The sequence below is a fragment of the Sebaldella sp. S0638 genome, assembly GCF_024158605.1.
GTDB lineage: Bacteria > Fusobacteriota > Fusobacteriia > Fusobacteriales > Leptotrichiaceae > Sebaldella.
On sequence record NZ_JAMZGM010000057.1, the window covers coordinates 1 to 24,935 of the forward strand.

24 protein-coding genes and 1 pseudogene are annotated in these 24,935 nt (G+C 30.1%); 5 read left to right on the plus strand and 20 right to left on the minus strand.

The features are described 5' to 3' along the window. Positions 1-324: pseudogene (locus tag NK213_RS14175) on the plus strand (hypothetical protein); the annotation flags it as partial. Positions 325-1,217: 893 nt separating this feature from the next. On the opposite strand, the gene NK213_RS14180 reads toward NK213_RS14175, so the two are convergent. From NK213_RS14180 to lepA, 19 genes are all read right to left on the minus strand, one after another. Further along, the gene (locus NK213_RS14180; RefSeq protein ID WP_253350274.1) at positions 1,218-1,802 is read right to left on the minus strand and encodes a hypothetical protein; all 585 of its coding nucleotides are present in this window, start codon (positions 1,800-1,802) and stop codon (positions 1,218-1,220) included. A gap of 62 nt (positions 1,803-1,864) precedes the next feature. Continuing rightward, positions 1,865-2,635, minus strand: a complete 771-nt coding sequence (locus NK213_RS14185) for an RNA methyltransferase (protein WP_253350276.1) — start codon at positions 2,633-2,635, stop codon at positions 1,865-1,867. A gap of 39 nt (positions 2,636-2,674) precedes the next feature. Next, positions 2,675-3,022 (minus strand): histidine triad nucleotide-binding protein, encoded by a 348-nt coding sequence (locus NK213_RS14190; RefSeq protein ID WP_253350278.1) that lies wholly within the window; start codon positions 3,020-3,022, stop codon positions 2,675-2,677. Between the two features lie 21 nt (positions 3,023-3,043). After that, entirely contained in the window at positions 3,044-3,475 is a 432-nt protein-coding gene (gene rpiB, locus NK213_RS14195) for a ribose 5-phosphate isomerase B (protein WP_253350280.1), read from the minus strand. A gap of 11 nt (positions 3,476-3,486) precedes the next feature. Beyond that, positions 3,487-3,858 carry a helicase gene (locus NK213_RS14200; RefSeq protein WP_253350282.1) on the minus strand — a complete coding sequence of 124 codons (372 nt, stop codon included), beginning with the start codon at positions 3,856-3,858 and terminating at the stop codon, positions 3,487-3,489. A 106-nt stretch (positions 3,859-3,964) separates the two neighbouring features. Continuing rightward, the gene (locus NK213_RS14205; RefSeq protein ID WP_253350288.1) at positions 3,965-4,858 is read right to left on the minus strand and encodes a hypothetical protein; all 894 of its coding nucleotides are present in this window, start codon (positions 4,856-4,858) and stop codon (positions 3,965-3,967) included. Continuing rightward, the gene (locus tag NK213_RS14210; RefSeq protein ID WP_253350290.1) at positions 4,858-5,514 is read right to left on the minus strand and encodes a trimeric intracellular cation channel family protein; all 657 of its coding nucleotides are present in this window, start codon (positions 5,512-5,514) and stop codon (positions 4,858-4,860) included. Before NK213_RS14210 ends, NK213_RS14205 begins: the two co-directional genes overlap by 1 nt. A 33-nt stretch (positions 5,515-5,547) precedes the next feature. Continuing rightward, entirely contained in the window at positions 5,548-8,529 is a 2,982-nt protein-coding gene (locus NK213_RS14215; RefSeq protein ID WP_253350292.1) for a DUF3427 domain-containing protein, read from the minus strand. Between the two features lie 17 nt (positions 8,530-8,546). Beyond that, positions 8,547-9,392 carry a deoxyribonuclease IV gene (nfo, locus tag NK213_RS14220; protein ID WP_253350294.1) on the minus strand — a complete coding sequence of 282 codons (846 nt, stop codon included), beginning with the start codon at positions 9,390-9,392 and terminating at the stop codon, positions 8,547-8,549. A gap of 12 nt (positions 9,393-9,404) precedes the next feature. After that, positions 9,405-9,656 (minus strand): hypothetical protein, encoded by a 252-nt coding sequence (locus NK213_RS14225; RefSeq protein WP_253350296.1) that lies wholly within the window; start codon positions 9,654-9,656, stop codon positions 9,405-9,407. 35 nt (positions 9,657-9,691) lie between these two features. After that, positions 9,692-11,443, minus strand: a complete 1,752-nt coding sequence (locus tag NK213_RS14230; RefSeq protein WP_253350297.1) for an NUDIX domain-containing protein — start codon at positions 11,441-11,443, stop codon at positions 9,692-9,694. Then, positions 11,433-12,746, minus strand: coding sequence for a 16S rRNA (cytosine(967)-C(5))-methyltransferase RsmB (gene rsmB / locus NK213_RS14235; protein ID WP_253350299.1), 1,314 nt, complete (start codon positions 12,744-12,746; stop codon positions 11,433-11,435). The genes NK213_RS14230 and rsmB overlap by 11 nt, the downstream gene beginning before the upstream one ends. A gap of 268 nt (positions 12,747-13,014) precedes the next feature. Beyond that, positions 13,015-13,470, minus strand: a complete 456-nt coding sequence (locus NK213_RS14240) for a hypothetical protein (protein WP_253350301.1) — start codon at positions 13,468-13,470, stop codon at positions 13,015-13,017. Between the two features lie 234 nt (positions 13,471-13,704). Next, entirely contained in the window at positions 13,705-14,088 is a 384-nt protein-coding gene (locus NK213_RS14245) for a hypothetical protein (RefSeq protein ID WP_253350303.1), read from the minus strand. A 24-nt stretch (positions 14,089-14,112) separates the two neighbouring features. Next, positions 14,113-14,637, minus strand: a complete 525-nt coding sequence (locus tag NK213_RS14250) for a hypothetical protein (protein ID WP_253350305.1) — start codon at positions 14,635-14,637, stop codon at positions 14,113-14,115. Positions 14,638-14,681: 44 nt separating this feature from the next. Next, complete coding sequence (locus NK213_RS14255) at positions 14,682-15,350, minus strand: hypothetical protein (protein ID WP_253350306.1); 669 nt, start codon at positions 15,348-15,350, stop codon at positions 14,682-14,684. A gap of 1 nt (position 15,351) precedes the next feature. Beyond that, positions 15,352-16,080 (minus strand): ParA family protein, encoded by a 729-nt coding sequence (locus tag NK213_RS14260; RefSeq protein WP_253350307.1) that lies wholly within the window; start codon positions 16,078-16,080, stop codon positions 15,352-15,354. Positions 16,081-16,348: 268 nt separating this feature from the next. After that, a complete protein-coding gene (locus NK213_RS14265; protein WP_253350308.1) occupies positions 16,349-17,161 on the minus strand; it encodes a M90 family metallopeptidase in 813 nt (270 codons plus the stop codon). Positions 17,162-17,237: 76 nt separating this feature from the next. Further along, positions 17,238-19,028 carry a translation elongation factor 4 gene (gene lepA / locus NK213_RS14270; protein WP_253350309.1) on the minus strand — a complete coding sequence of 597 codons (1,791 nt, stop codon included), beginning with the start codon at positions 19,026-19,028 and terminating at the stop codon, positions 17,238-17,240. Between the two features lie 305 nt (positions 19,029-19,333). Here lepA and mscL point away from each other — a divergent pair, with 305 nt between their 5' ends. The 3 genes from mscL (at position 19,334) to NK213_RS14285 (ending at position 21,330) form a co-directional block, all read left to right on the plus strand. Continuing rightward, positions 19,334-19,720 carry a large-conductance mechanosensitive channel protein MscL gene (gene mscL, locus NK213_RS14275; RefSeq protein WP_253350310.1) on the plus strand — a complete coding sequence of 129 codons (387 nt, stop codon included), beginning with the start codon at positions 19,334-19,336 and terminating at the stop codon, positions 19,718-19,720. Positions 19,721-19,889: 169 nt separating this feature from the next. After that, complete coding sequence (locus NK213_RS14280) at positions 19,890-20,768, plus strand: LysR substrate-binding domain-containing protein (protein WP_371926438.1); 879 nt, start codon at positions 19,890-19,892, stop codon at positions 20,766-20,768. Between the two features lie 139 nt (positions 20,769-20,907). Further along, positions 20,908-21,330 (plus strand): hypothetical protein, encoded by a 423-nt coding sequence (locus NK213_RS14285; RefSeq protein WP_253350312.1) that lies wholly within the window; start codon positions 20,908-20,910, stop codon positions 21,328-21,330. A gap of 128 nt (positions 21,331-21,458) precedes the next feature. Here the strand turns inward: NK213_RS14285 and NK213_RS14290 are convergent, their stop codons facing one another. Continuing rightward, complete coding sequence (locus NK213_RS14290; RefSeq protein ID WP_253350313.1) at positions 21,459-21,929, minus strand: GyrI-like domain-containing protein; 471 nt, start codon at positions 21,927-21,929, stop codon at positions 21,459-21,461. 587 nt (positions 21,930-22,516) lie between these two features. On the opposite strand from NK213_RS14290, the gene NK213_RS14295 reads away from it, so the two are divergent. Further along, a partial coding sequence (locus NK213_RS14295) for a Tn3 family transposase (RefSeq protein WP_253350314.1) occupies positions 22,517-24,935 on the plus strand: 2,419 nt, incomplete at its 3' end.

Below are 24,935 nucleotides of genomic sequence, written 5' to 3' on the forward strand. Positions count from 1 at the left end.
CATAATAAAGTCCTCCTGTTTTTAGTTTATCATAAAAAGATTTTTTTATTTACAGACTTTTTATCACAGGCTCAATACGGATTCAAAGGCAGTAAAAGTTTTAATATTTGTACAGAAGAGGGAACTTTTATGAAAGCATTGCAGGTTTTAGAATTACAGGAAAATGCTTTAAAAGGAATTCAGGGGAAGTTTTTTCAAGATAGTGGATTTTATCCAGATGAACTGGAAAATGAAAAATTTGATAAAACATTTTCTGAAAAAGAAAAATTAATTACAGATTCTCAAAAGAAATTTGAAGAAATGTCTGGTATGATGGATGAGTAGAGATAAAGGGATATTTTTTAAGTTTTTTCATATGAAGCAGCAGAAAAAGAAACGAGCATATAAGATCAAAAATAAAAAAAGAACGACCTTAAAACCGAAATTTTAGGGTCGTTTTTTATTTATAATTATGGACATGTTCTTACCCAATCTTCATAATAAAGTAAAATACCACACCTGTTAATCATATGTAAAAATATGAATGTCAGCAGATATAATAATATTAAGAAAAATACTGTTTTTTTCTTATCTAGTAAGAGTAAGAAAATTAATGTGGGAAGACTAAACAATAGAGGTTCATTCAATCTTTGTATTCTAAAGCCAGTATGATCTCCTCGAGAAATTAAAAAGGTACAAAAACTTATAATTGTAAGAGGAACTACAATATTATAAACGATAACAATAACTGAATTTTGTGAATAATATAATAACATAGTTTTCAAAAATTTCAAAGAATTATATAATATTGCCTCATTGAAAATGTTAAAGGCAGTAATAGAAAAAAAGATGCGACTTCAAAAGAAATAGGTCATTTTTTTATGCAAAAATTCAGAAGAGTATTTTTCTAGTCTATAATTTTTAAAAAATATACATAACATATATTATCGGACGTAAATGGAAAAGTTATATTAAACCAAATCCCACCATATGATCTCAGACTTTCCCGTTCCGTCCTTCCAAATCTACTAACTACAATACAAAACGTGTCTCGCAAGACACGCCTTCAAGTAATCAAAAAAAGTCTATATCAATCAGATCAAATCCGGTTTCATCTGTACATCTGGGATCCTTTCCACGGCAGTCTAATTTTGATTGTGCACATGAAACTATTAATAATAATACTAAGGTAACAAAAAATATTTTTTTCATTATTTCAGACTCCTTTTATAAAATTATTAAATAAAAAATCCTATTATTGCCAAAAAACCAATGAAAAAAAGTAAAATAAGAATAATATAAAAATATTCTTTCTGCTTATACATAAGCCTTTTATTTTCAGCTTCCAGTTCAACGATTTTTTCAGAGAATTTTTCATATTTATTATCAATTATATCACCAATAACAACATTATTTTTTTCTATCTCAATTACAAGTTCTACTTCTCTGGTTTTTTCTTCAGTAAATTTTTCCATAAGTTCCAAATCAGCTAGAACTTTATTTAATGTAAAAACAGAATCTTTGTCTGTCACCATTCCGGAATTTTTTACATTTTGAAATTCTTCTTTTAAATTAACTATTCTTTTTTCTAAAAACAATAAATTACTTAAATGAATTTTTCTGGAATTCTCGGAATTATTATCTCCAAAATTATTTACAAAATTGACACAAAATGTTCCGCTTTTAAGGATCAGAGTGTCAAATTCATCACACATAATTTTGATAAAAGTATCAAGTTTATCTTTTTTTTCAGTGTAAACGGTCATAAGACCCGTGTTTCTTTTAAAATTTTCTAAAAATTGATTATCTATACGTTTTGCCATATTTTTCCTCCATAAATTTCTGTAGCAGAGCTGAAAGCTATGATTTAAATGTTTTGTGTGCTTTATTTATTTTCTATTTTCTCTCTCATTTTATATAAAAATATTCCAGATGCTACACTTACGTTGAGAGAATCCACATCACCATAAATAGGAATAATGGCTTTTACATTTGTACTTTCTACAAAAATATCAGAAATACCATGTCCTTCATTTCCAAATATATAAGCATTTTTTTCTTTTAGTTCCACTTCACGGTAATCAATGGAATTTTTATCAAGTAGTGTAGAAATCACCTGATAATCATTATCTTTTAAAAATTCTGTTATTATCTCAGGTGTTTCATATATTATATTTAATTTAAATATTCCTCCCATAGTTGCACGTACGGTTTTAGGGTTATACACATCTACGCTGCCTTTTGTCAGAATAAGATTCTTGAATCCCGAAGCTTCCATAGTACGAATAATAGTTCCGATATTTCCAGGATCCTGTACATCATCCAGAATAACAATATCTCCGTTTATCTCTTCTATGGAAGTAAGCAGCTTCGAATATAAAACAATAACACCCTGACTGTTTTCCTGTTCAGAAATTTCATCAAAAAGATCATCTTTCAATATTGTAAGGTTATTAAACTGTGTAATTTTATATTTATTTTCAAGATATTCATATTTTGATTCTTTTATAATTATCTTTGTGAAATTTATCTTTTCTTTTAGGAATTTTTCCCCTTCAGCTTTAAAAATATTATTTTTATCTCTGTACTTTTTCTTGTCCAGCTTCTTCAATATCTTATAAAATTTATTGTCAGGACTTGCTATTGTAGTCTTCACTTTTACTCCTTACTAAATTAGACCAATTGGTCGTAAAAATCATTTATTTGAATTTAGAACTCCGATTTTTCCACCGCCAAGTATATGGTAGTGAATATGAAAAACTTCCTGACCGCCGTTTTCATTTACATTTAGGATGACTCTGTAACCATCATCGGCAATCCCCTCATTTTTTGCAATTTTAGCAATTAATAACTGGAGTTTTCCAAGCATAAGTGCATCTTCTTCAGTTGCTTCATTAAGATTAGCAATCTCTTTTTTGGGAATAACAAGAATATGTACTTCTGCCTGCGGGTTAATATCCCGGAAAGCCATGAAATCATCATCTTCATACACGACATTTGCCGGTATTTCCTTATCAATAATTTTCTTAAATATAGTTGACATAATTTTCTCCTTTTCCTAGTATTAGCATTCTTCTATTTTGTCTACTCTTCTTGCGTGTCTTCCGCCTTCAAAGTCTGTAGTAAGATAAGCATCCACGATATCCAGCGCCAGTTCGTCACCGATTACTCTGGCACCTAAAGACAGAACATTAGAATTATTATGGAGTCTGCTTAATTTAGCAGTAAAAGAATTATGACATAACGCACATCTTATTCCGGGAACTTTATTGGCAGCAATTGATATTCCAATACCAGTACCGCAGATAACTATACCGAATTCACATTCCTTATCATTAACAAGCTTTGCAACTTTTCTTGCAATATCCGGATAGTCAACAGATTCTTTCACATCTGTTCCTACATTTTCTACCTCATATCCCTTACCTTTTAAAAAATCAACTACTTTTTCTTTAAGATCAACACCTGCATGGTCATTACCTATTGCTATTTTCATTTTTACCTCCATTAATCTAATTTTCTTTTATAAACGTAGTATATGTTTTTGTCCTTTAAATACTCATTGCTGTTAACAGAATATGCCGTAAGAATAAATCTTATATTTTTGATATTTTTGTAAAATGACACTACAACAAAGAAATAAGTTTTATCTATTTTTTTCTGATAAAAATGTTCTTTCTTTGATCTTGATTTTTTTGTAACAATGTCCGGAGTTTTTAATGTATTTTCTATTATTTCCAGGGTAATTTCCGGATGCTTTTTCAGAATATGCTCGGCATATTGTTCTTTTGTCAGTAAAATCTTCTCGTGTAACCTTCCTTCAAATTCAAAAACACCAACCTTTTTGCCGGTTTTGGTGTAACGTATTTTCTCCTGCATAACACCTCGATTATTTTTTATTATAAACAATTATTTTAATTATATATTATTTATGAAGATTTAACAAGGCTGTTTTAAAAAAAATATTTCATTCGCACTGTGCGAATCATTTTAAAATATTCAAAATAAAATGCCCTTCTAATAGATCTATTTCAGAAGTAAGTATATAATCTTTTTTGAAGTATTCAAGTATTTTTAAAAGTAAAAAAGTTCCTGAAGTAATCACATCAGCTCTTTTGGCGTTAACTGAAGGCAGCTGTGTAATTTCTTCCACAGACATTTTACTTAATTTATGAAAGTTAGTTTTTATCATTTCTAATGTTAATTTTTGATTATGAGACTTTTCGGGATCATAAGACTCATTATGATAGAGTGCAATTTGTCCTGTAATTGACGCAGCTACACCTAAAAGTTCGAAATTACCATTAACAAAGTCAATTTTACTGAGTTCCTTATTTATATGATTTTCCAATTCCTGATAAGTCGTACCTTCATCCAGCATTTCCTTGAATCTCACAGCTCCCAGATCAAAACTTTTTACATGTTCCGGAATTTTTTTTGGAAATCCATATGAAAATTCAGTACTTCCTCCCCCGATATCCACAAGAAGTACGTGAGAATAAGAAGAATCAAGAAAACTTGTTCCTCCCACAAAGGCAGCTTTTCCTTCCTCTGCTCCGCTTATACAATTTATTATAATTCCGCACTCTTTTTCAGCAAGTTCCAGAAATACATCTCTGTTAAATGAATCTCTTACAGCGCTTGTAGCAAAAGCCAAAATTTTTTCGGAACCATATGAATCACTGATTTCTTTATATTCTTTTAGTACTCTCAATGTACGTTTCATAGCTTCGGGAGCAAGATTTTTCGTTTTATTGACTCCTTCTCCCAGTCTGGTAAACTCGACTTTTTTAGTCAATGTATTTACAGTATTATTTTTGCTGTCAGCAACCATAAGTCTGCATGAATTAGTACCGATATCAATAATAGATGCAATCATTATTTACTCTCCCCGTCTTTAGATTTTGAAAGATGAAGGCTTAATTTATATTTTATAGCCACAAGCCTTACCATAAGTAAAAGTACAAACAGTAATGGAACTACAGTATTATATGCCAGTCCTATGTTAACAATACAGATGTAATATATAATTCCCCCTGCAAATGACAGTGTGGCATATATATCTTCTTTTAAGACAAACGGAATTTCATTTACAAGAAGGTCTCTTATGATTCCGCCGCCCACACCTGTAATAGTTGCCATAACTGCAACACTAAGTATTCCAAGTCCGCTTTTAACGGCAATATTAGCTCCGATAATAGTAAATAATGCCAGCCCCAGTGCATCTGAAAGTTTTACCAGTCTCATAAATATTTTTGAATTATCAATAGTTTCCATATTTAGACGCTTTTCCTGAATTTTAACAGTAAAATATATCAAAAATGAAGTAACGATCGCAAGGTATACGTCATGAGGTCTGGCAATAGCCGTGGGCATTCTGTTCAGCAGAATATCTCTTATAATTCCGCCCCCGCAGGCTGTAATAACTCCTAAAACAGTAATACCGAAAATATCCAAATTATGTTTCAAGCCTTTAAAAACTCCTGAACAGGCAAAGGCAATTATTCCTACTGAATTGACAATAGCATTTAACATTAATAAACTCCTTTATTTCTCATAATTACTTTTTCAAACTGTAAAATCAATAAACAGTTCATTTGGAACAGGGTAATCCAGTTTCCACAGCATATACATAGGTTTGTCTCCATGGCTGCTGTAATATCCGGCTTCCCCGAGATACGTAAAAGGAGATGCAGCTCCGCTTTCCAAAACTGGTTCCTTACGTATAAAAATATGTACTTTCATACTAAGATCTTTGTGATTCACATACATTTGACCAATTTTAGAATCATGGCTGGTTTTACTCTGGCTTATCCATTGGACAATGTCCTGTCTGTGAAAATAGTTATCATACTTTAGCTCTTCCTTTAATACAAGTGATTTATTCAGTGTAATGAACAGACAGATGTGTTCACGTGATACTGAATAGCCTGCACGCCATGATCCTTTCTGGGCATTGGAATCAAGCAGGATTTGTAGTTCTATTCTGGAATATTCCTGATATTTGACCAAAATGCTGCTGTTAAATTCATTTATATCAATTTCTTTCTTAAAATTCAAAATAGAAAGCTCAATTAGACCGACCAGTCTTTTTTTATAGAACTTAGTAAAATCAGTACTTTGTAATGAAATAATATTAGAAATCGGATCAAAAATAAATAAACTGCTCTCGCTTAATTCTTTCATTGCTCTTATAATAATATTATTTTGCATTTTTTCATTTATTTTTACAGAAAATACAGATTCGAATTTTTTGATAACATCATATATTGAAATATTATCTTTATCATGTAAAAGTGATACAATAAGAATTTCATAAGGATAATTCAGACTTAGATTTTTTTCTAAAATTTCAAAAATCTCTTCTTCTGCACTACTGAAATAATAATCCAGTTTCTCTATAAGCTTTTGCGCTTTGACAAAAGAACCAAATTTATTTTTCAGCCTCAAAAACAGCTCCATATTATCTTTAAAATCAATAATATCCAGCTCTCTACCGATCTCATCTTTGAATTCAAGATATTCAGAAACAATATTATCTCTGCTTAAACTGTTATAATTCTCTATTTTAGATATTATTCTTTCTTGGCATATTCTGTCAAGTTCTATATAAGAAGCACCGGGAATATCAGAAAACTGATTTTTAACTTCAGTCAGAAGTCTGTCTTTTTCATTCAGAGTATTTTCTGAAAAAGCCTGAGTGATAATATAATCCTTTTTATGATTCCCGATAAAATCCAAAATAGTTACAAAATCTTTATTTTTAACTTTTCGAAGCCCCCGTCCCAGCTGCTGTATAAAAATTGTGGATGACATGGTAGGCCGCAGAAATAATAAAAGATTAACATCAGGTATATCTATTCCCTCATTAAAAATATCCACCACACATAAAATTTCGATTTTTCCAGACTGAAAAGCGTCTGTTATCTCTTTTCTTCTCCCCATATTATCTTTTGCCGTGATAGATTCGGAAGAATACCCTTTCAGTCTGAACTGTTCTTTCATATATTCCGCATGTTTTATATTGGCACAAAAGGCAATAGACTTGACTCTGTCTCCGTCAAAACTAATTTTTTCAATTTTATTATGAATAAAATCTACTCTTTTCGGAATACTGAGTTTATCGCCAAGTACACTGTCATCATATCTTCCGTTATTAAAAGGGATCTGCTCATAATCCACAGTGTCGTCAATTACCCCAAAATAATGAAAAGGAGAGAGTAAGTCATATTCAAGAGCTTCACGAAGACCCATCTCTCCAATTAAATTATAATCACACAGTTCCAATATATCCTTCCCGTCCATTCTTTCAGGAGTCGCAGTAAGCCCCAAAAGAAAAGCGGGCTCAAAATACTGAAGTACAGTCTCATAAGTAGATGCCTTTGAGTGATGAAATTCATCAATAATAATGTATTCAAAAGCATTTTTTGAGAAATATTCCGTATTTTTATATAATGACTGAATTGTAGAAAACATAAATTTTTTATCATAGCTTTTTTCACTTCCGCTAAGAAAGCCATATTCATTTTTATCATAGGGAAGAATTTTTGAGAAAACATTGAACGCATTATTTATAAGCTCCTCCCTGTGGGCTATAAATAAAAATGACTCAGGTTTCAGCCGTAAAATATCCATTGCTGCAAGATAAGTTTTCCCTGTACCGGTAGCAGCTACAATCAGTCCTTTTCTATTGCCGAATTCCCTTGTAAGTCTCAATTTTTCCAGAAGATCAGACTGCATTTTATTAGGCTTAAATATCTCCATTTCATTTTCTTCTTTTTTAAAATCAAATGTTTCAATATTTCCGCTTTTATTTCTGAAATCTTCATATTTATCAATAAATCTTGTACTTAAATCCACCGCTTCATTACTATGCCATATTTTTTCAAACTGCTCATATGACTGGTCAAAAATCTCAAGATAACTGTCTTTTACCAGACGCACATTCCATTCTTCACCAGAGTACAAAGCAGACTGACTTAGATTCGAGGAACCTATAATACACGAACTGTATTCTTTTCTCTGAAATAAATATGCCTTTGTGTGAAAACTTTCTCTTGTGTTATTATAAACTTTTATCTCAAGATTGTCATATTCCATGAGCTTTCTCAAAGCTTTAGGATCTGTAATGTTCAAATATACCGAAGTGACTATTTTCCCTTTTATTCCCTGTCTTTTCAGTTCATCAAGCGTGTTAATAAGAAGCTGGATGCCAGAAAATTTTATAAAACTAACTATAAAACAAAAAGAATCACAGCTGTTCAGCTCCTCTTTTAAATATGTAAAAAAGTTTTTAAATTGTGTTTTACGATTAACTATGAGAAAATTGCCGGTATTATAATTACTGCGGTTAAACTGCAAAGGCAGCTCAAACTTCTTATCAATTACAGTCTCTGTTAATTTTACGGCATTATCATAGTCATTCAAAGAAATTTTCTTATCAAGATTCTGGGAGAAAAACATTAGAATTTCATGTTTTAACATGCTTGAGTACTGATCATAAGGTACAGTAATTCCAGTTTTATCCCCTTTTTTTGCTAATACAGACATTTTGTATTCTCCATAAATTAATTTTTACTTAAAGAGTATAAGAATTCTATCTCTTCTGCCCAAATTGTTTCATCTATAGTTTCCAGTATTATAGGTATGTCATCAAGTCTTTTATCATTCATAATAAGCCGGAAACATTCCTCGCCTAACTTGCCTTTCAAAAGACTTTCGTGCCTGTCTTTTTTCAAACCTAAATCATACATGGAATCATTAAGATGGATTCCTTTTAGATATTCAAAACCAACAATTTTGCCAAAATCTTCCATAGTTTTATTATAAGTTTCTTTAGTACGCAAATCATATCCCGCAGCAAATGCGTGGCATGTATCTATGCATACCCCTACTCTGTTTTTGTCTTTTACAAGTGATATTATATCTCTCAGATGTTCGAATTTATATCCGATATTGCTGCCCATTCCTGCAGTGTTCTCAAGAACAATACTTATAGATTCCGTGTTGGCATGTACATGATTAATAGAGTCGGCAATAAGCCCAAGACATTCTTCTTCAGAAATTAATTTCAGGTGGCTGCCTGGATGTACATTAATTAAAGTCAGTCCAAGCTGTTCACATCTTCCTGCTTCGTCAATCATAGAATTATAAGATTTTTCTCTTTTTTCAGATTCCGGATTTCCAAGATTAATAAGATAACCGGCATGAGGAAGAATATGTTTAACATTATATCCGAACTCGTTTATTTCATTTTTAAATTTTTCAATTTCAGAATTTTCCAATGGTTTTGCTTCCCATCTTTTCTGATTTTTAACAAAAAGCCCGAATGCTCTGGCATTTATGTTTTTAGCATTTATCGGTGCCTGTGATACTCCTCCCGATGCACTGACATGAGCGCCTACGTATTTCATTTTTACCTCCGTTTATAGTAAAGTTCTTTTAAGTAAAGGATATATAATCAGGAATGTCAATACAGATGACACTATAAATGAAAGCATATAAACTATTTTTGAAGGATCATTGCCTGTTCTTGTATCTATACGCAGCATAAAACCTATAAGTTTAAATGTTAAATAATTTACAGTAAGAAAAACAAATATTAATACCAGTATTCCATACCCTAAAATAGGTGCTTCATAGGGCATACTATCTAATGAAAAATCACCGATTCCCATACTACCAGCCTCCTCTATAATTTAGAATTTTGTATTTATTTTACTTCATCTGATAACATGTCATTTGCTTTTTTCAAAATCTTTTTCTGTAATCTGTAAGTTATCAGTTTAACAGCTTCGTCATAAGTTACCCACCTATATTCCGCTACTTCATCCGCCTGAATTTTTACATTATCAGTAATTGCCTCTGCAAGAAAGTATATTACTGTCTTGAATATAAACGGAGCCGGAAAGTATTGTATTGTTTCTCTGAAATTATCATGGAATTTTACTTTCAAACCTGTTTCTTCAAAAATCTCACGTACAGCTGTTTCTTTTTCTGTTTCCTCTCCTTCAAAGTGGCCTTTCGGGAATCCCCAATTGCCTCTTATCAGCATAATCAACAGATATTTTATTTCATTTCCTTCAATTTTATATACAAGAGCTCCCGAAGATCTTGATTCCTGAAGATTTTCATTTATTCCTTTTGTATCCATAATATAAGTTACTATATCTTTTTTATTATTATCAAGAGTTCCGTCCAAAACTTTTTCATAAATTTCATTTTTAATTTTACTGATTTGTTTCTGCGGAATCTTTAATGCCAGCATATCATTACCATTGATCTCTAAGTCCTGCTTTTCAATATTTTCATTATTATCTATTATTTCATCTACTTTAGATTTTAAAGAATCGATCAAAGAATAGTCGACAGGCGGTTTTTTTGAACTCATATCGGCATAGAAATGATCAAACATTTTATCTAAATTTTCAATTCCTACTTTACAGATGAATTTTTTTATTGTTTTAGCATTTGGTTTTTCAAAAATCAACATATGATTTCTTATTAACACATCTACATCTCTCATAAAGTCATTGGGAAATTTCAGTCTTCTGAGAGCTGATGCTGCAATATCGGCACTGTTATTCTCATGGCCGTAATAGTGCGAAATTCCGTTTTTATCTATTGAGTGCGTGTTAGGTTTGCCTACATCATGAAAAAGCGCTGTAATACGCGTAAGAAGGTCTTTTTTAGTATTCTTCACTACGGATACTGTATGCTCAAAAACATCTTTATGATGATGGGGATTATTCTGATTAAATTCGTAAAGCATTTCTATTTCTGGTAATATTATTTCCAGAATTTCCAGTTCTTTCATAAGAAAAAGCCCTTTGTCCACATAATCTGAAAGCAGAATTTTTGAGAATTCTTCTTTTATCCGTTCTTTTGATATTTTTCTCAGCTGCATTTTATTTTTCAAAATGGCTTTTTTTGTCTCATCTTCCAGATCAAATCCCAAAACTGAAACAAACCTCACAGCTCTTAGTATTCTCAGAGCATCTTCCTTTATTCTCAGATCGGGTTCTCCTACAAAACGTATAAGCTTATTTTGAATATCGCTGTTTCCGTTATATAAATCTATAAGTCCGTTTTTTTGGCTGTAAGCCATTGCATTTATAGTAAAGTCTCTTCTCTTTAAGTCTTCGGCAATTTCATCAACAAACTTCACACTTTCAGGATGTCTTCCGTTAAGTATTCCGATATCTTTTCTGTATTTTGCAATTTCGTAATGAACGCCGTTTATCTTTATCATTAATATACCGAAATGTTTTCCTATCTCTTTCGGGTTATAATCTTTAAAAAGCTCTTTTAATGTCGAATAGGCAATATTTGTGGTAAAATCATAGTCTTTCGGCGGAATTCCCAGAAGTATATCTCTCACTGAACCGCCTACAATATAACCTTCTCCGTTTTTATTCAGAACATCAAGAATAAATTCGACATCTTTATTAAGTTCAAAATTCATTTTTTCCCTTCTTTCTAAATTTTGCTATGTAGAAACCATCCAGATACTTATTTCTGTAATCTATAAAGCTGCCTCCGAATTCATCTTTAGAAATAAAAACATTATCAGGGAAATTAATAATTTCAATATGCAGATCAGGATATTTTTCGGTAAAATATTTTATATTATTAGTATTCTCCTCACGGGTAAAAGTACACGTACTGTAAATAATTACGCCGTTTTCTTTCAGAGAATGATAAGCACTGTCAAAAATATCTTTCTGTATTTTCTTTAATTTTTTTATATCACTACTTTCAAGAGAATAAATCTTCTCCGGTTTTTTTCTTAGTACACCCAAACCGCTGCAAGGTACATCCAACAATATTTTATCAAACTTTTCATTTAGACTGCCTATTTCTCTGGCATCATTCTGTACTATTTTCAAATTAGTAAAGTTATTTTTTTTCTTTATATCTTTTAATATTTCTATTTTATGTTCATGTATATCTGTAGCTATGAGCAATTCCGGATTATATTCCTGAAGAATTGCAGTCATTTTCCCGCCGGGAGCACTGCATGCATCTAAAACAATGTCTCCGTCTTCCACTTCCATAGCCTTTACGGCTAAGTAAGAAGATGCATCCTGTACAAAGAACAATCCGTCGTGAAACTCTTTTGTCTGAAGAAGTGCCGGATTAGACATATAGAACACATTCTCCACTTCAAATAATATTTTGCTTTCATTCTTTTTTGCCAGTTCGATAAACCCCTCTTTTGAAATTTTATGCGGATTAATTCTGAATGACAAATAACTTTTTGTTTTATATGACTGCAGTATTCTTATATAGTTTTCCGGGTGATCGGCAGCCACTTTGTTGATAATCCATTGAGGGTACGAAAGTTCGACAGAATATTTTTTACTTACAGGAATTTCTGAGACCAACTGGTCGTATTTTTGAAAAATATTTCTTAATATTCCGTTTACGAAGCCGGACTGATGTTTATTTATGATCTTTGCTGTCTCTACTGCTTCAAAAACTATTCCGGAATAATCTTCGTCTTTATTAAGCAGGAACTGTGCAACAGAAATTCTGACAAGCTGTTTTATTTTTCTCTTCTTTATACTTGAAGAGTTTTTTTCAATTAAATAATCTATGAAGATAAGATTCTTTAATGTAGTGTGTATTATATTTGTTATGAATGATTTTTCCTTTTTATTATAATTCTTACTGGTAAAGTAATAGTTTAGCTGAAGATTACTGTATTTTCCTCCTGCTATAATTTCGTCCAGTAAATTTGTTAAATCTAATTTTATATTATTCACGTTATCTCCTTAAAATTTCTTTTTATTTGAAATCTGGGAGTTTATCCTCCTAATATATTATAACACATAATCCATGAATATTATAGAGAACTAAGCATTTTATAAAGAAATTTTTAGTAAATTTTTCATAAAAATATTTTTTATATTATATTAAATAAATTGTTGGTTTTTTAAGAAAATTTTGGAAACTTATTTTTAGAATTTTTACTCACAAAATTACGCTATAAACTTTAGTACATTATTCTAAAATATATATAAGAACAATATATTACTTTTTTTCAAGCCTGCTTCCAGCTCTTTTTAAATATTGATTTGCTTTATTATGAAGGAATCGTAATTCTCCAAATGCAGAAAATGGTAAAATTTCGTTATAATAAGAAACGGTATCCATTTTATAAAGAGCATGAATTATATAAGAACTAAAAATCAGATCATCAAAACTAAGAAATTTTACCAGTTCCTGACTAATATACGCGTATTCTTTCGAAGCCAGCAGATTGATGAAATCGTTTCTTGCTTCTGATAAATTATCGACTGCTATGATTTGCAGTATTTTTTGAACCATGTCTTCACTTAATACATCTCTCTTTTCACGTAATAAAATAGAAATTTCTCTGCTGATACTTCCTATTTTCATTTTCGTAAATGTGTTGATTTCAGTTTCAATCTCAGCCAATGCTCTATCTAGTAAATAAATTATCTTTTTTTCTGTTTTTTTATACATTTTATACCTCATAATAAAATAATATTGTAAATGAATACCTGATCCTGATATATATTTTTGATTATAACATATAAAAATTCAAAACTAATTTTTATTTTTCAAAATATTTTTACAAACATATATGACAACTTCTATTTAGAAAAAATATACAATAAAAAACCCTGTAAAAATTTACTTCAGAATACGAATATACTATTCTGTTAAAATTTACAGGGTAAATCTATATTATTTTATCTACCAATGTTTGCTTAATTCACAACCAAGTCCGGAAAGGATCACCATACAGTCTCTTTCAATATCAGTGATTTTGTCACCCACATATTGTACTAGGTTATGTCTGTCTACAATGCATGCTTTATTTTGATCCAAAATCTTATCTTCAGAATCAATATAAATAACATTATTAGAAATATGCCTTTTATCAGGCGAATTAAAAACAATAATCTTTATTAAGTCTTTATATTCCAAAGTATCTGACAGGTATTTTATTTCATCGGGAAAAAAAACTTGAGATCCTAGAATTATTTTGATACTTTTTTTATATGTATCCAAAGTCACAGTATTTCCTCCGGTAGTTCCTATAAAATCGGGATATATTTGATCCAAAACAGGTATCATATTAATCACCTTCCATAGATAGATTTATATATTAAAAAAATTTTTCAATATTTCATTTAATTTATTATCTGCACTAGTGACTGCTTCTGTATATTCTCTGGAACTAAGGTCATTTTTTCTTATAGTTGCTACATTATAATCTTTATATACATCATTTATCATTCTGATAATTTTATTCGTTTCAAAGTCCTTACTTTGTAATCCTGAGTTAGAAATATAATATAAGTAATAGAAATTTTCCATATACTCATCTAATGAAATTTTATCCTCCATAAATTCTTTTGATAGAATTCCTAATAATGTTAAACCAGCATTTTCATACGTAATTTCTGACAAATCAAATTCATTTATAAATTCGCTGTAGTTTTTATCGAAATTCTTTATATCTTTGTTTTTATTTATATCAGATAATTTTATTAAAGATTTTGATTTATATCCTGATTGTATCAAATCTTTAGCGTACTTGCAAATATCGTGGTAATCATCAATGTATTCACACATATAGCTAATATGCAGATCTTTAGGAGTTTGAATCTTTCTTTTTTTCATTCGAAAACCTCCTTAAAAGTAAACGTACAAAATTAATTTTTCTATTATATCGTCAGACGCGTCTGACGATATAATTCTTCGTCAATTTGTTTCAAATTCTCTTCTATTTCTTTTATTTCTTCAGTTAATTTATCAATGATGTTTTGCTTTCTATCTTTTTCTTTTAAAAGAAATTCTTTTAAATTAGACTTATCAGATAACTTTTCTTCTTCTTTTGTTTCTTTTATTTTTTTCAAAATTTCAGTTGGATTTTCTGATTCTAATACTTCTATTACTTCTGCTTCGTCAAAAATTTCTTTTTTTACACCTGTAAATTCTTTTATAATTCTTACAGGTAATTCCAGAATTCTTTCAGGCTCACGAAGAGTCCCCTGCATTTCCAGATAAAACTGGTATCGTCTTACAGCAGTATTCGCAGTATCACGACTTATACCAATTAATTCGGTCCATTTTCCGAAAGATCCGGATTTATTATTAGCGAATACTTCATTAGCTTCGAATATAGCTCTTGAAAATTTGAAAAGATGTTCTTTTGTTTTTTCTTCGTGAAATTTTACATCATTTTCAATACGTATCAGCTTGTCAATATCATCCTGACTCTCTACCCCAAGTTCATTATAGTTAATATCACGCAGACTCTTTATCTCAATAAGACTGTTATCCGTGGGGTTAGAACTTCTAATATTCAAGTTTAGTTTTTTTAGTTTACTCATTTTAAATTCCCTCTTTTTTCAAAATCTCTCTGCCTAAGTCAATATAATCATTCGCGCCATTTGAATTAGGAGCATAATCAAATATTGATTTGTGTTCAAGAATACTTTCCGACAGCATAACATTTTTTCTGATAATAGAATTTAATAAAAGATCACCGTAAGCTTCTTCTAAATCTGTTTTAACCTTTTCTGACAAAGCTGTTTTTTCCATTCGTGTCAAAATAATTCCACTGACCTGCTTTTTTAGCTTCTTGCTAAAATTAATTGTAGTGTTAAGTCCATTTATTTCATTCTGTCCGGGAATTAAAATGGAATAGACATTAGAAGCGTATATAGCACTCGTAGTATAAGGATTAAAAGCCGGAGCTGTGTCAATAACGACTATTTCATATAATTCGTCCAGCTGCGACAAAAACTCATTTAGAATTTCAAAATACAGCGGTGATTCTGAAGTCAAAAGCTGCATGTCGTTTTCTGCATTCCCGGCAGGAATCAGATGCAGATTATCGTTAATAATAATCGGTTCAAAATCGTCAGTTCTTCCCAGCAGATAGTCACCAATAGTTGTTTTTCTTTCATCCATCCCAAAATTTCTTACCATATTTTGCTGTGGATCAAGATCTATAGCTAAAGTTTTATATCCTGCTTTAGAAAAAAAGTGTGCCAGATTAAAAGCTGTAGTAGTTTTTCCAACTCCTCCCTTATTATTTATTATAGATATCTTCTTCATCCTAATTCTCTCCTTTTAAATAAAAAATTTTACAGATATATTTTTTTTGGATAAAAATCCATATAATAGAAGTTTACATTATTTTGACAAATTAATGAAGTAAAATTTTTTGTGAAATAAAAAAATGCTGTTTTCTTTCAGTAAAATCAGCATTTTATATTAAAAAATTTTTATCAGTATTTTTAGTATTGAAACTTTAATAATATACTTTTTTTGTTATAAATAAATATTTTATTTTGTAATTTGAATTTTATTTAAAAAATGAAATCTAATTTGAAAAAATTTTCATCGGATCAATTCTATAATACCGTACTAACAAATCATAAAGTTCAGGATGCTCAGATTTCATAACAGCAGATTTTTCAAAAAAAGTTTCTGTACAAACTGCAAAAAATTCCGCTTTATTGGTTGCGCCATAAAAATCAATACTGTCATGTTCTGCGTTTTCCATTTCTCTGAGCAGATTATTATATTCTTTATCAAAAGTATTTTTCCAGGTATAATAGTCGTTATTCAGATTCACTGGAATTCCGTCTGCCTGCCCTGACTGTTGGTCAAGCTGATGTGCAAATTCATGCAGTGCTACATTATGTCCGTCAGAGAAATTCTGAGTACCGTTAATCACATCACACCAAGACAATACTACTACTCCAAAATTCCATGACTCTCCTAAATTTACACTTTTATTCTGACCTCTCTGATCCGAAATATACATTTTAGGATATACAACAACAGACGTCAGGTTAGGAAAATAATCAGGATTCTCGTCACCGAGGATTAATAGACCAACCAGTCCAAAAATTGTGTATTTTATTTCATCAGTAATTTGAATACCTACTCCGTCAATATTAATAAGCTTTGATAAAACATATGAATCTGTAAGCAGTTTCTCCTTAAATGTATTATTCAGATGTTCAAAGAAAAGAAAATTTTTATGAAATATTGACTCCATAATACTCTTTTCATTTGAAACAGAGAACTCCTTTTTTATACGCCGTATTTTTATGCTTCGCCTTTTTACAAAGACACCTACTAAAATAAATAAAATTATTAATACTATTACCAGAGAAAAAATTTTCATTCTGCCCCTCCATAAAATAAGATTTTGAAAAAGCCTGTTCTGATAATAATAATATTCAACAGAACAGGCAGTTTATTTATTTGTTTAATTTTAATACTGATAAAAAAGCTTCCTGTGGAATTTCTACATTTCCGATAGCTTTCATACGTTTTTTTCCTTCTTTTTGCTTTTCAAGCAGTTTCTTTTTACGTGAGATATCTCCGCCGTAACATTTGGCGAGGACGTTCTTTCTAAGAGCTCTTATTGTTTCTCTGGCTATTACCTTACTGCCGAGAGCTGCCTGCAGCGGTATCTCAAACTGCTGTCTGGGAATTACTTCTTTTAGCCTTTCTACAATACTTCTTCCACGGCTGAAAGCGTGGTCTTTATGCGCAATAAATGAAAATGCATCTACTACATTGGCACTTACAAGTATATCTACCTTAACCAGATCAGATTCCTTATAACCAATCATTTCATATTCAAAAGAAGCGTAACCTCTTGTTCTTGATTTTAGTTTATCATAAAAATCTATTACTACATCAGCCAAAGGAAGGTCATATCGAAGCATTGTTCTTGTTTCATCAAGATATGACATATCTATATAAGTCCCTCTTTTTTCCTGACACAGCTCCATAACATTTCCTACATAATCTCTGGGAACAATAATTGTTCCTTTTATATAAGGTTCTTCAATACTCTTTTTCCCAACTGGAAATTCCGCAGGGTTATCTATTATCAAATACTCCCCTGTTTCTGTAGTAACATGATATTCAACTGACGGTGCCGTAGAAATAAGATCAATATCAAATTCACGTCTTAGTCTTTCTACTATAATTTCCATATGAAGAAGTCCAAGAAAACCACATCTGAATCCAAAACCTAAAGCTATGGAAGTTTCGGGAACATAAGTCAGTGATGCATCGTTAAGCTGCAATTTTTCCAGAGCTTCCCTAAGATCTTCATAATCATCTGTAGATATAGGATAAATACCTGCAAAGACCATACTTTGTGCTGGTCTGTATCCTTCCAGCGGCTTATCGGCAGGATTCTTAACATGAGTTATTGTATCTCCGACCTGAGTATCTTTTATTGATTTTACACCTGTAATTATATAACCCACACTTCCTACAGAGAGTTCTTTTTTTTCTGTCATTTTGGGAGAAAAGATCCCTGCTTCCAAAACTTCAAATTCTTTATTAGTAGACATAATTTTTATTTTATCGCCTTTTTTTATAGTACCGTCTATAACTCTCACATATGTAATAACTCCTCTGAAATCATCATAATGAGAATCAAATATAAGGGCTTTCAGCGGAGCTGAATTCTCGCCTTTAGGCTCTGGTATATATTTCACTATTGCTTCGAGCAGGTTATCAATACCAAGTCCTGTCTTACCAGAAACAAGAACTGCGTTATCAGCAGGTAATCCTATAATATCTTCTATTTCCAGTTTTACTTTCTCCGGATCCGCAGACGGAAGATCTATCTTATTAATAACAGGAAGTATTTCAAGGTCATGCTCCAATGCCAGATAAACGTTAGCAAGTGTCTGCGCTTCTATTCCCTGAGCAGCGTCCACTACTAAAAGGGCTCCGTCACATGCAGCAAGTGATCTTGATACTTCATAGATAAAATCTACGTGTCCCGGTGTATCTATCAAATTCAATTCATATTTATTACCGTCAGCAGCTGTATAATTCAAAGTAACAGCCTGGGCTTTTATAGTAATTCCTTTTTCTCTTTCCAGATCCATACTGTCCAATAATTGATCCTTCATTTCTCTTTCTGTAACAGTTCCCGTTACTTCCAGAAGCCGGTCGGCTATTGTAGATTTACCATGGTCAATATGAGCAATTATTGAAAAGTTTCTTTTGAGATTTTGCATCTTTATTTTCCTCCATTTTATATTTCTATATCATTATATATTATAGCGGGAGATATTTCAATAAATAAAATTTTGATATACTCTGCTGCAGGCAGATTTCTAAAGAAGTATTCTAATAAATAATATATAAAGCAGATATAAAAATATTTAAAATTGTACTATTAAAATACGTAATACTATAATAAAAATGATTTTTCATTCTATTGAAAATATGATATAATTAGTAGAAATAATGCTTCTAAGTTTCGTTTTATTATCATGTAAATATTGTTTGGATTTTAAATTTCAATTCTACGGGAGGCAATATGTTTAAAGAATTTAAAGAGTTTATTTCAAAAGGAAATGTAATAGATTTGGCTGTGGGTGTTATCATAGGCGGAGCTTTCGGAAAAATAGTCAATTCATTTGTGGACAGTATAATAATGCCTGTATTGGGACTGATAATAGGAAAAATAAACTTTCAGGAACTCAGACTGGTACTAAAACAAGCTGACGGAGTAAATCCTGAACTTGCAATAACGTATGGTTTGTTCATTCAAAATGTAATAAATTTTTTAGTAATAGGATTTGTTTTGTTTCTTATGGTAAAAACTATTAACAAACTTAGAAAAAAAGAAGAAGAAGCTGTGGAAGAAAAACCTACTGTTGATCAGGAACTGCTGAAAGAAATCAGGGATCTTCTAAAAAAATAGCGAAAAAAATTATTATTAAATCTAGTACCTTATCTGTTTGGGTAAACGGATAAGGCACAAGTGTTTTGCCTGGTATATCATCCGCTTAGGGATCGATACATCGTATATATTCAGATGATTAAACACAATTCAGGCAAAATACTAGTGACTTTAAGGAAAGGAAAATAAAGTGAATTATAGGAAGTTGAAAATTTTTTATTCAGTGTCTGAGACATTGAATATGACAAAGAGCTCAAAAAAAATGTATATAAGCCAGAGTGCTGTCAGTCAGATAATAAAAGAACTTGAAGAGGAATTAGGAGTTGTTTTATTTGAGCGGATATATAAAAGACTGTATCTAACAGAAGAAGGTATGCTGTTTAAGGAATATACAAGAAGAATTTTGAATATGTGGGATGATATGAACGAACATATGCAGAGTAAAAAGAAAAATATTCTGATAAAAGTCGGAGGAAGTACAATTAGCGGAATATATCTTCTGCCCTATCTTTGTAAAAATTTTTCTACTATCTATAATAATGTAAATTTCAATATTCAGATTGATAACACTACCAAAATAATAAAAAAAGTTCTTGAAAATGAAATTGATATAGGAATAATAGACGGGATTATGCCCAATAATAATGAAATAATATCTATAGAAATGCAGAAAGATTACCTAAAAGTAGTAACGCCTAATATTGAAAAATTCAAAAATAAAGAAGAATTTACTATAGAAGATTTCAAAAATGAAAGTATGATATTAAGGGAAGAAGGATCAGGAACAAGACAAACTGTGGATGAATATATAGAAAAGTTAAATATAAAAGCTGCGAATAAGATGGTTATCGGAAATAACGAGGCTATAAAGAAAATGGTGGAAATAGGACTTGGAATTACAATAATCTCTACTCTGGCAATAGAGAATGAAATACTGGAAGAAAAACTTCTGGCATTTAATATTGCCGGCACAGAAATAAGCAGGCACTTTCATATAATAATACATAAAGATAAGTACATTTCATCGATGCTGAATAATTTTATTGACTTACTAAAAAGAGGCTTTTAATATATTCATTTATATAACAGTAAATTTAGAAATTATCATCCTGCTAATGGAAAACAAACTATAAACTAAGAATAAAAGTTTGATTTTTTCTAAATTTAAAGTTATAATAACACTATAATTAAACCTAGGAGGAGAAAAAATGACAGGAACATACTCAGAAGAAATTTTAAATAATCTAAAAAAATATGACTTTAATGTGGAATTTTCAGTATTAAAGCATGACTATACTATCCCGGTGTTTTATACTAAAGTAAAACTTATTGATAAAGCCGGAAGAGCTGTGGAAGGAATTGGATTCAGCGATGAAGAACCTATTAAAGCTGAGGAAAACGCAATAGAAAATGCTATTCATATATACGAAAATTATTCTGACATCACTGTAGAATCTAATCTTTTATACTTAGATCAAGTTCAGATTATTATTTCTACTAATGTAACTAAAAATGACAAATATGCAAAAAATGTATTAACAGTTATTAAGCCAAGTGATGATACAGAAATTATAGATATATTAAAAACTGCATTATTAGATGGATTAGAAAAAGGATTAAGCCTATTATAAAAAGCGACTGCGATTAGCAGTCTTTTTTTATACATCAAATTAGACCAACTGGTCTTTTTTTAATTATAAAATATGGAAAATAAAACAATAAAATAAAATATAATTAAAATAATATCCACATAATAGTCTTATTTTTTTATTACAGGTATCCAAATCTCTTCTACAGCTTCAGGGTTATCTGGTGAATAATCCGCAGGCATAATTTCAAACTGCTCTCTTCTGTCTAAAGTATATTCAGAATTAGGAAGCCAGTTATTAAAAATAAGATTATGGGTTTTCATACTAGCAGCGCCCCTATGAATAAAAACTGCATATAATCCTCCCTGCATTTCTAAAATATCAAAATTATCAGGAACTAATAAAAAATCTTCTATTTCTACCGCGGCCCATTTCTCAAATTCAGTATCAGCATTAAAAAAATCAGTATTAAAAATTTGAATCGAAAAAAGACCAGACGAAATCTGGTTAGGAATCAGATGTTTTGATTTCATGAAATTCGGCCAAAGTTCATTGATAACGGAATTATTTGCTTTCATAGAAGCCCTTCTTTTTAATCCCGCTATTTTTTTGGGGGGAATTATAACTATTCTTGGTTCCAAAAATATCACCTCATAAATTCATCATAATTAAGCTCGTCTGCATTTATTATATCATATCACAAAAAATGCTTTAAAAGTCATTTTATTGCTAATTTTTGCCAATATTAAAGACCTTAAACCATTCACAGCAAAAAGAGTTCAGAAAAGTTTTCCACACAAGAAAGTTTAAAACTCCCCTTTTCTAACATTTCCACTTTGTCCAAAAATTCAGAACCTTTAAAATCAATGTCCAGAAAAAAAATACATTTTAAAACTTTTCCACATTTCTACACCGCTTTCCATCAACCCCAATCCAGTTTCAGCATAAACTGAAATTTGGTTTACGACGTGCTCTTTCTGAATTTCACTTATTGCCTTTTAGGGGTACCTCCATAATTAATGCGATATGGCACCACAGATTTGTATATAAAATTATTGTATAGGATTTTTCTTAAATTTTAATAGACTAAATTAATAATTTATTGTAAAATGTTTTAGTATTTAAAATCGTAGGAAACGCTTAACGTCTGAGCTTGTCGAAAGGTTTTGAAATGGAATATAGAAATACAATTCTTACTAAAAAAGAAAGAGAAGAATTATTAAAGTTCTTGGTAGAAGAAAAAAATTTGAACGATAATTTTACACTAACAAATGATGAGTTCTCAAAAATTGACAGACTTGAAAAACCTTACCATAAGATAGGATATGCCCTGCAATTTCTATATTTAAAAAATAAAGGAGTAAGCATTATCGAATTAAACAATAAAATCCCCCAAAATATAATTAATTATGTTGCATTGCAGCTTAATTGTGATCCTGGATTTCTTGATAAGTACTGGGAAATAAAAAATACTAAAAGACGGCATTTTAAAGAGATATGTGAAATATTGAAAGTTTCAAAATTTGAACAGAGTGCTGTTTTAATTAAAGAAATGCACAAAATTATTCTTTTCAATGGAAATTACTTAAATATGGTAAGAGATCTTTTGTATTATATGATAAATGCTAAAATAGTTCCACCTACAATTTCAGTGATAGAACATCTTTTATGGCTAGCCAATGAAAAAGGTGAAATTGAAATATATAAAAATATAACTGCACAAATATCCGATAGAGAAAAATTGAGAGAGCTCTTAACTGTGGAAGAAAATGGGTTTTCTATTTATTCCAGAATAAAAAATACAACAGTCAATCCCAGTTCAAATGGGATAAAAGAATTACTAAGGCTGATTAAAGAGTTAGAAAAATTTGGAAGGGTAGTAGATCTAAGTTTTTTAAGTGAAAGTAGACAAAGATATTTTTATCTTGAGATTCAACGTTCTGATAAATTTCGAATAGACAAATTTCGTAATATTGACAAAAAAGATGCATATCTGGCAATGTTTATACACTTCAAAAGGAAAGAATTTATAGATATGATAATAGAAACTACTTCGTTTTATACCCATACTGTTATGAAAAGAAGTAAGAAAAAAACAAAAGAACACAATTTAAAAAAACATATGAAATTAAAACTGAATTCTGAAAAACTTATAGAAGTCATAGAAAATATATTGGAAATAAAACAGCTGGAAGAACTTCAGGTATATCAGGAAAAGCTTCTTTTACTGAAAGAGGAATTAGATTCTCAGGAAAATCATATGGAAGATATTGATTTCCTGATAAAATCCCATAAAAATTTTAATTATTTTAATGAATTTTTGGAATGCATAGAGTTCGATACTTACACCAAAACTGAATTTATAAAACAACTAAAAATTTTTTCAAAATTAAAAAATAAGAAGAAAATAAATATAGATATTTCAGTTTTTAATTCCCAATGGCGTAATTATATAAAGAAATTCAAGTATAACCAGAAAATTATAGAATTGGCATTTCTTTATTCTATAAGGGACTACGTAAGATCTGGGGATATTTTTGTAAAAGAAAGTAAAAAATATAATAGTTTTGATCATTATTTAATAGAGTCACAAAAAGAATCGGATATTAAAGAAGTACAATCATTTATAAAAGAATTAAAACAACTATTTAAAATACCAGAAGATTTGAATTTCAGCCTGGAAATAATTCAAAATGAAAAAACAAAGTTTAGTGACAAAATTTATAGTTATTTTCCTAAAATATCTATGATTGAGATTCTCTATGAAGTAAATTCTTGGACAAATGTATTTGAAGATATAAGAGAAATTGATAGGAAATCTCAGGATAAATATAAATTATTCATTGCAACATTAATGTCAAATGGACATAATATAGGTTTTGCAAAGATGGCAATTTCAAGTTCTATAAATGAAGCTTTGTTAAGAAGAACAAATGAATTTTATTTTAATAATGAAACATTGTTAAAAATGCAGAAAACATTGGTGAATTATCATCATTCACTTAAAATTGTGAATAATTGGGGTGCTGGGGAAAAATCTTCTTCAGATGGAATGAGAATTCCAATAAACTCTAAAACAATTTATGCAGATTATAATTCTCATTATGGTAATAAGGGTGGAGCCATGTACAGACATATCAGTGATCAGTATACCCCCTTCTATATCCAGATGTTGGAAGGAAGAGACAGTAATCATGTTTTAGATGGGCTTCTTTATCATGGAACCAGTCTTGAAATATATGATCATTCAACAGATACAGCAGGATATACAGAACAAATGTTTGCATTAACTTATCTTTTGGGTTTCAATTTTAAACCCCGGATAAAAAATGTAGAACAGCAACAGCTTTACTCTTTTGAAAATGTAACTATCAATAATATTAAATTTCAGAAAATAAATGAAAAAATAATTATAGAAAATTACAATGAGATAATCAGATTAATAGAATCCATCAGATGTGGAAAAGTAAAAGCTTCTTTGATACTTCAAAAAATAAATTCATATAATCGAAATAATGGAATAGCCAAAGGATTGAAAGAAATAGGGAGGATCCTAAAGACTCGATATATATTAGAATATCTTACTAACGGTGATTTGAGAAAAGAAGTACAGAAAATGTTAAATAAAGGGGAGTCTATAAATTCAG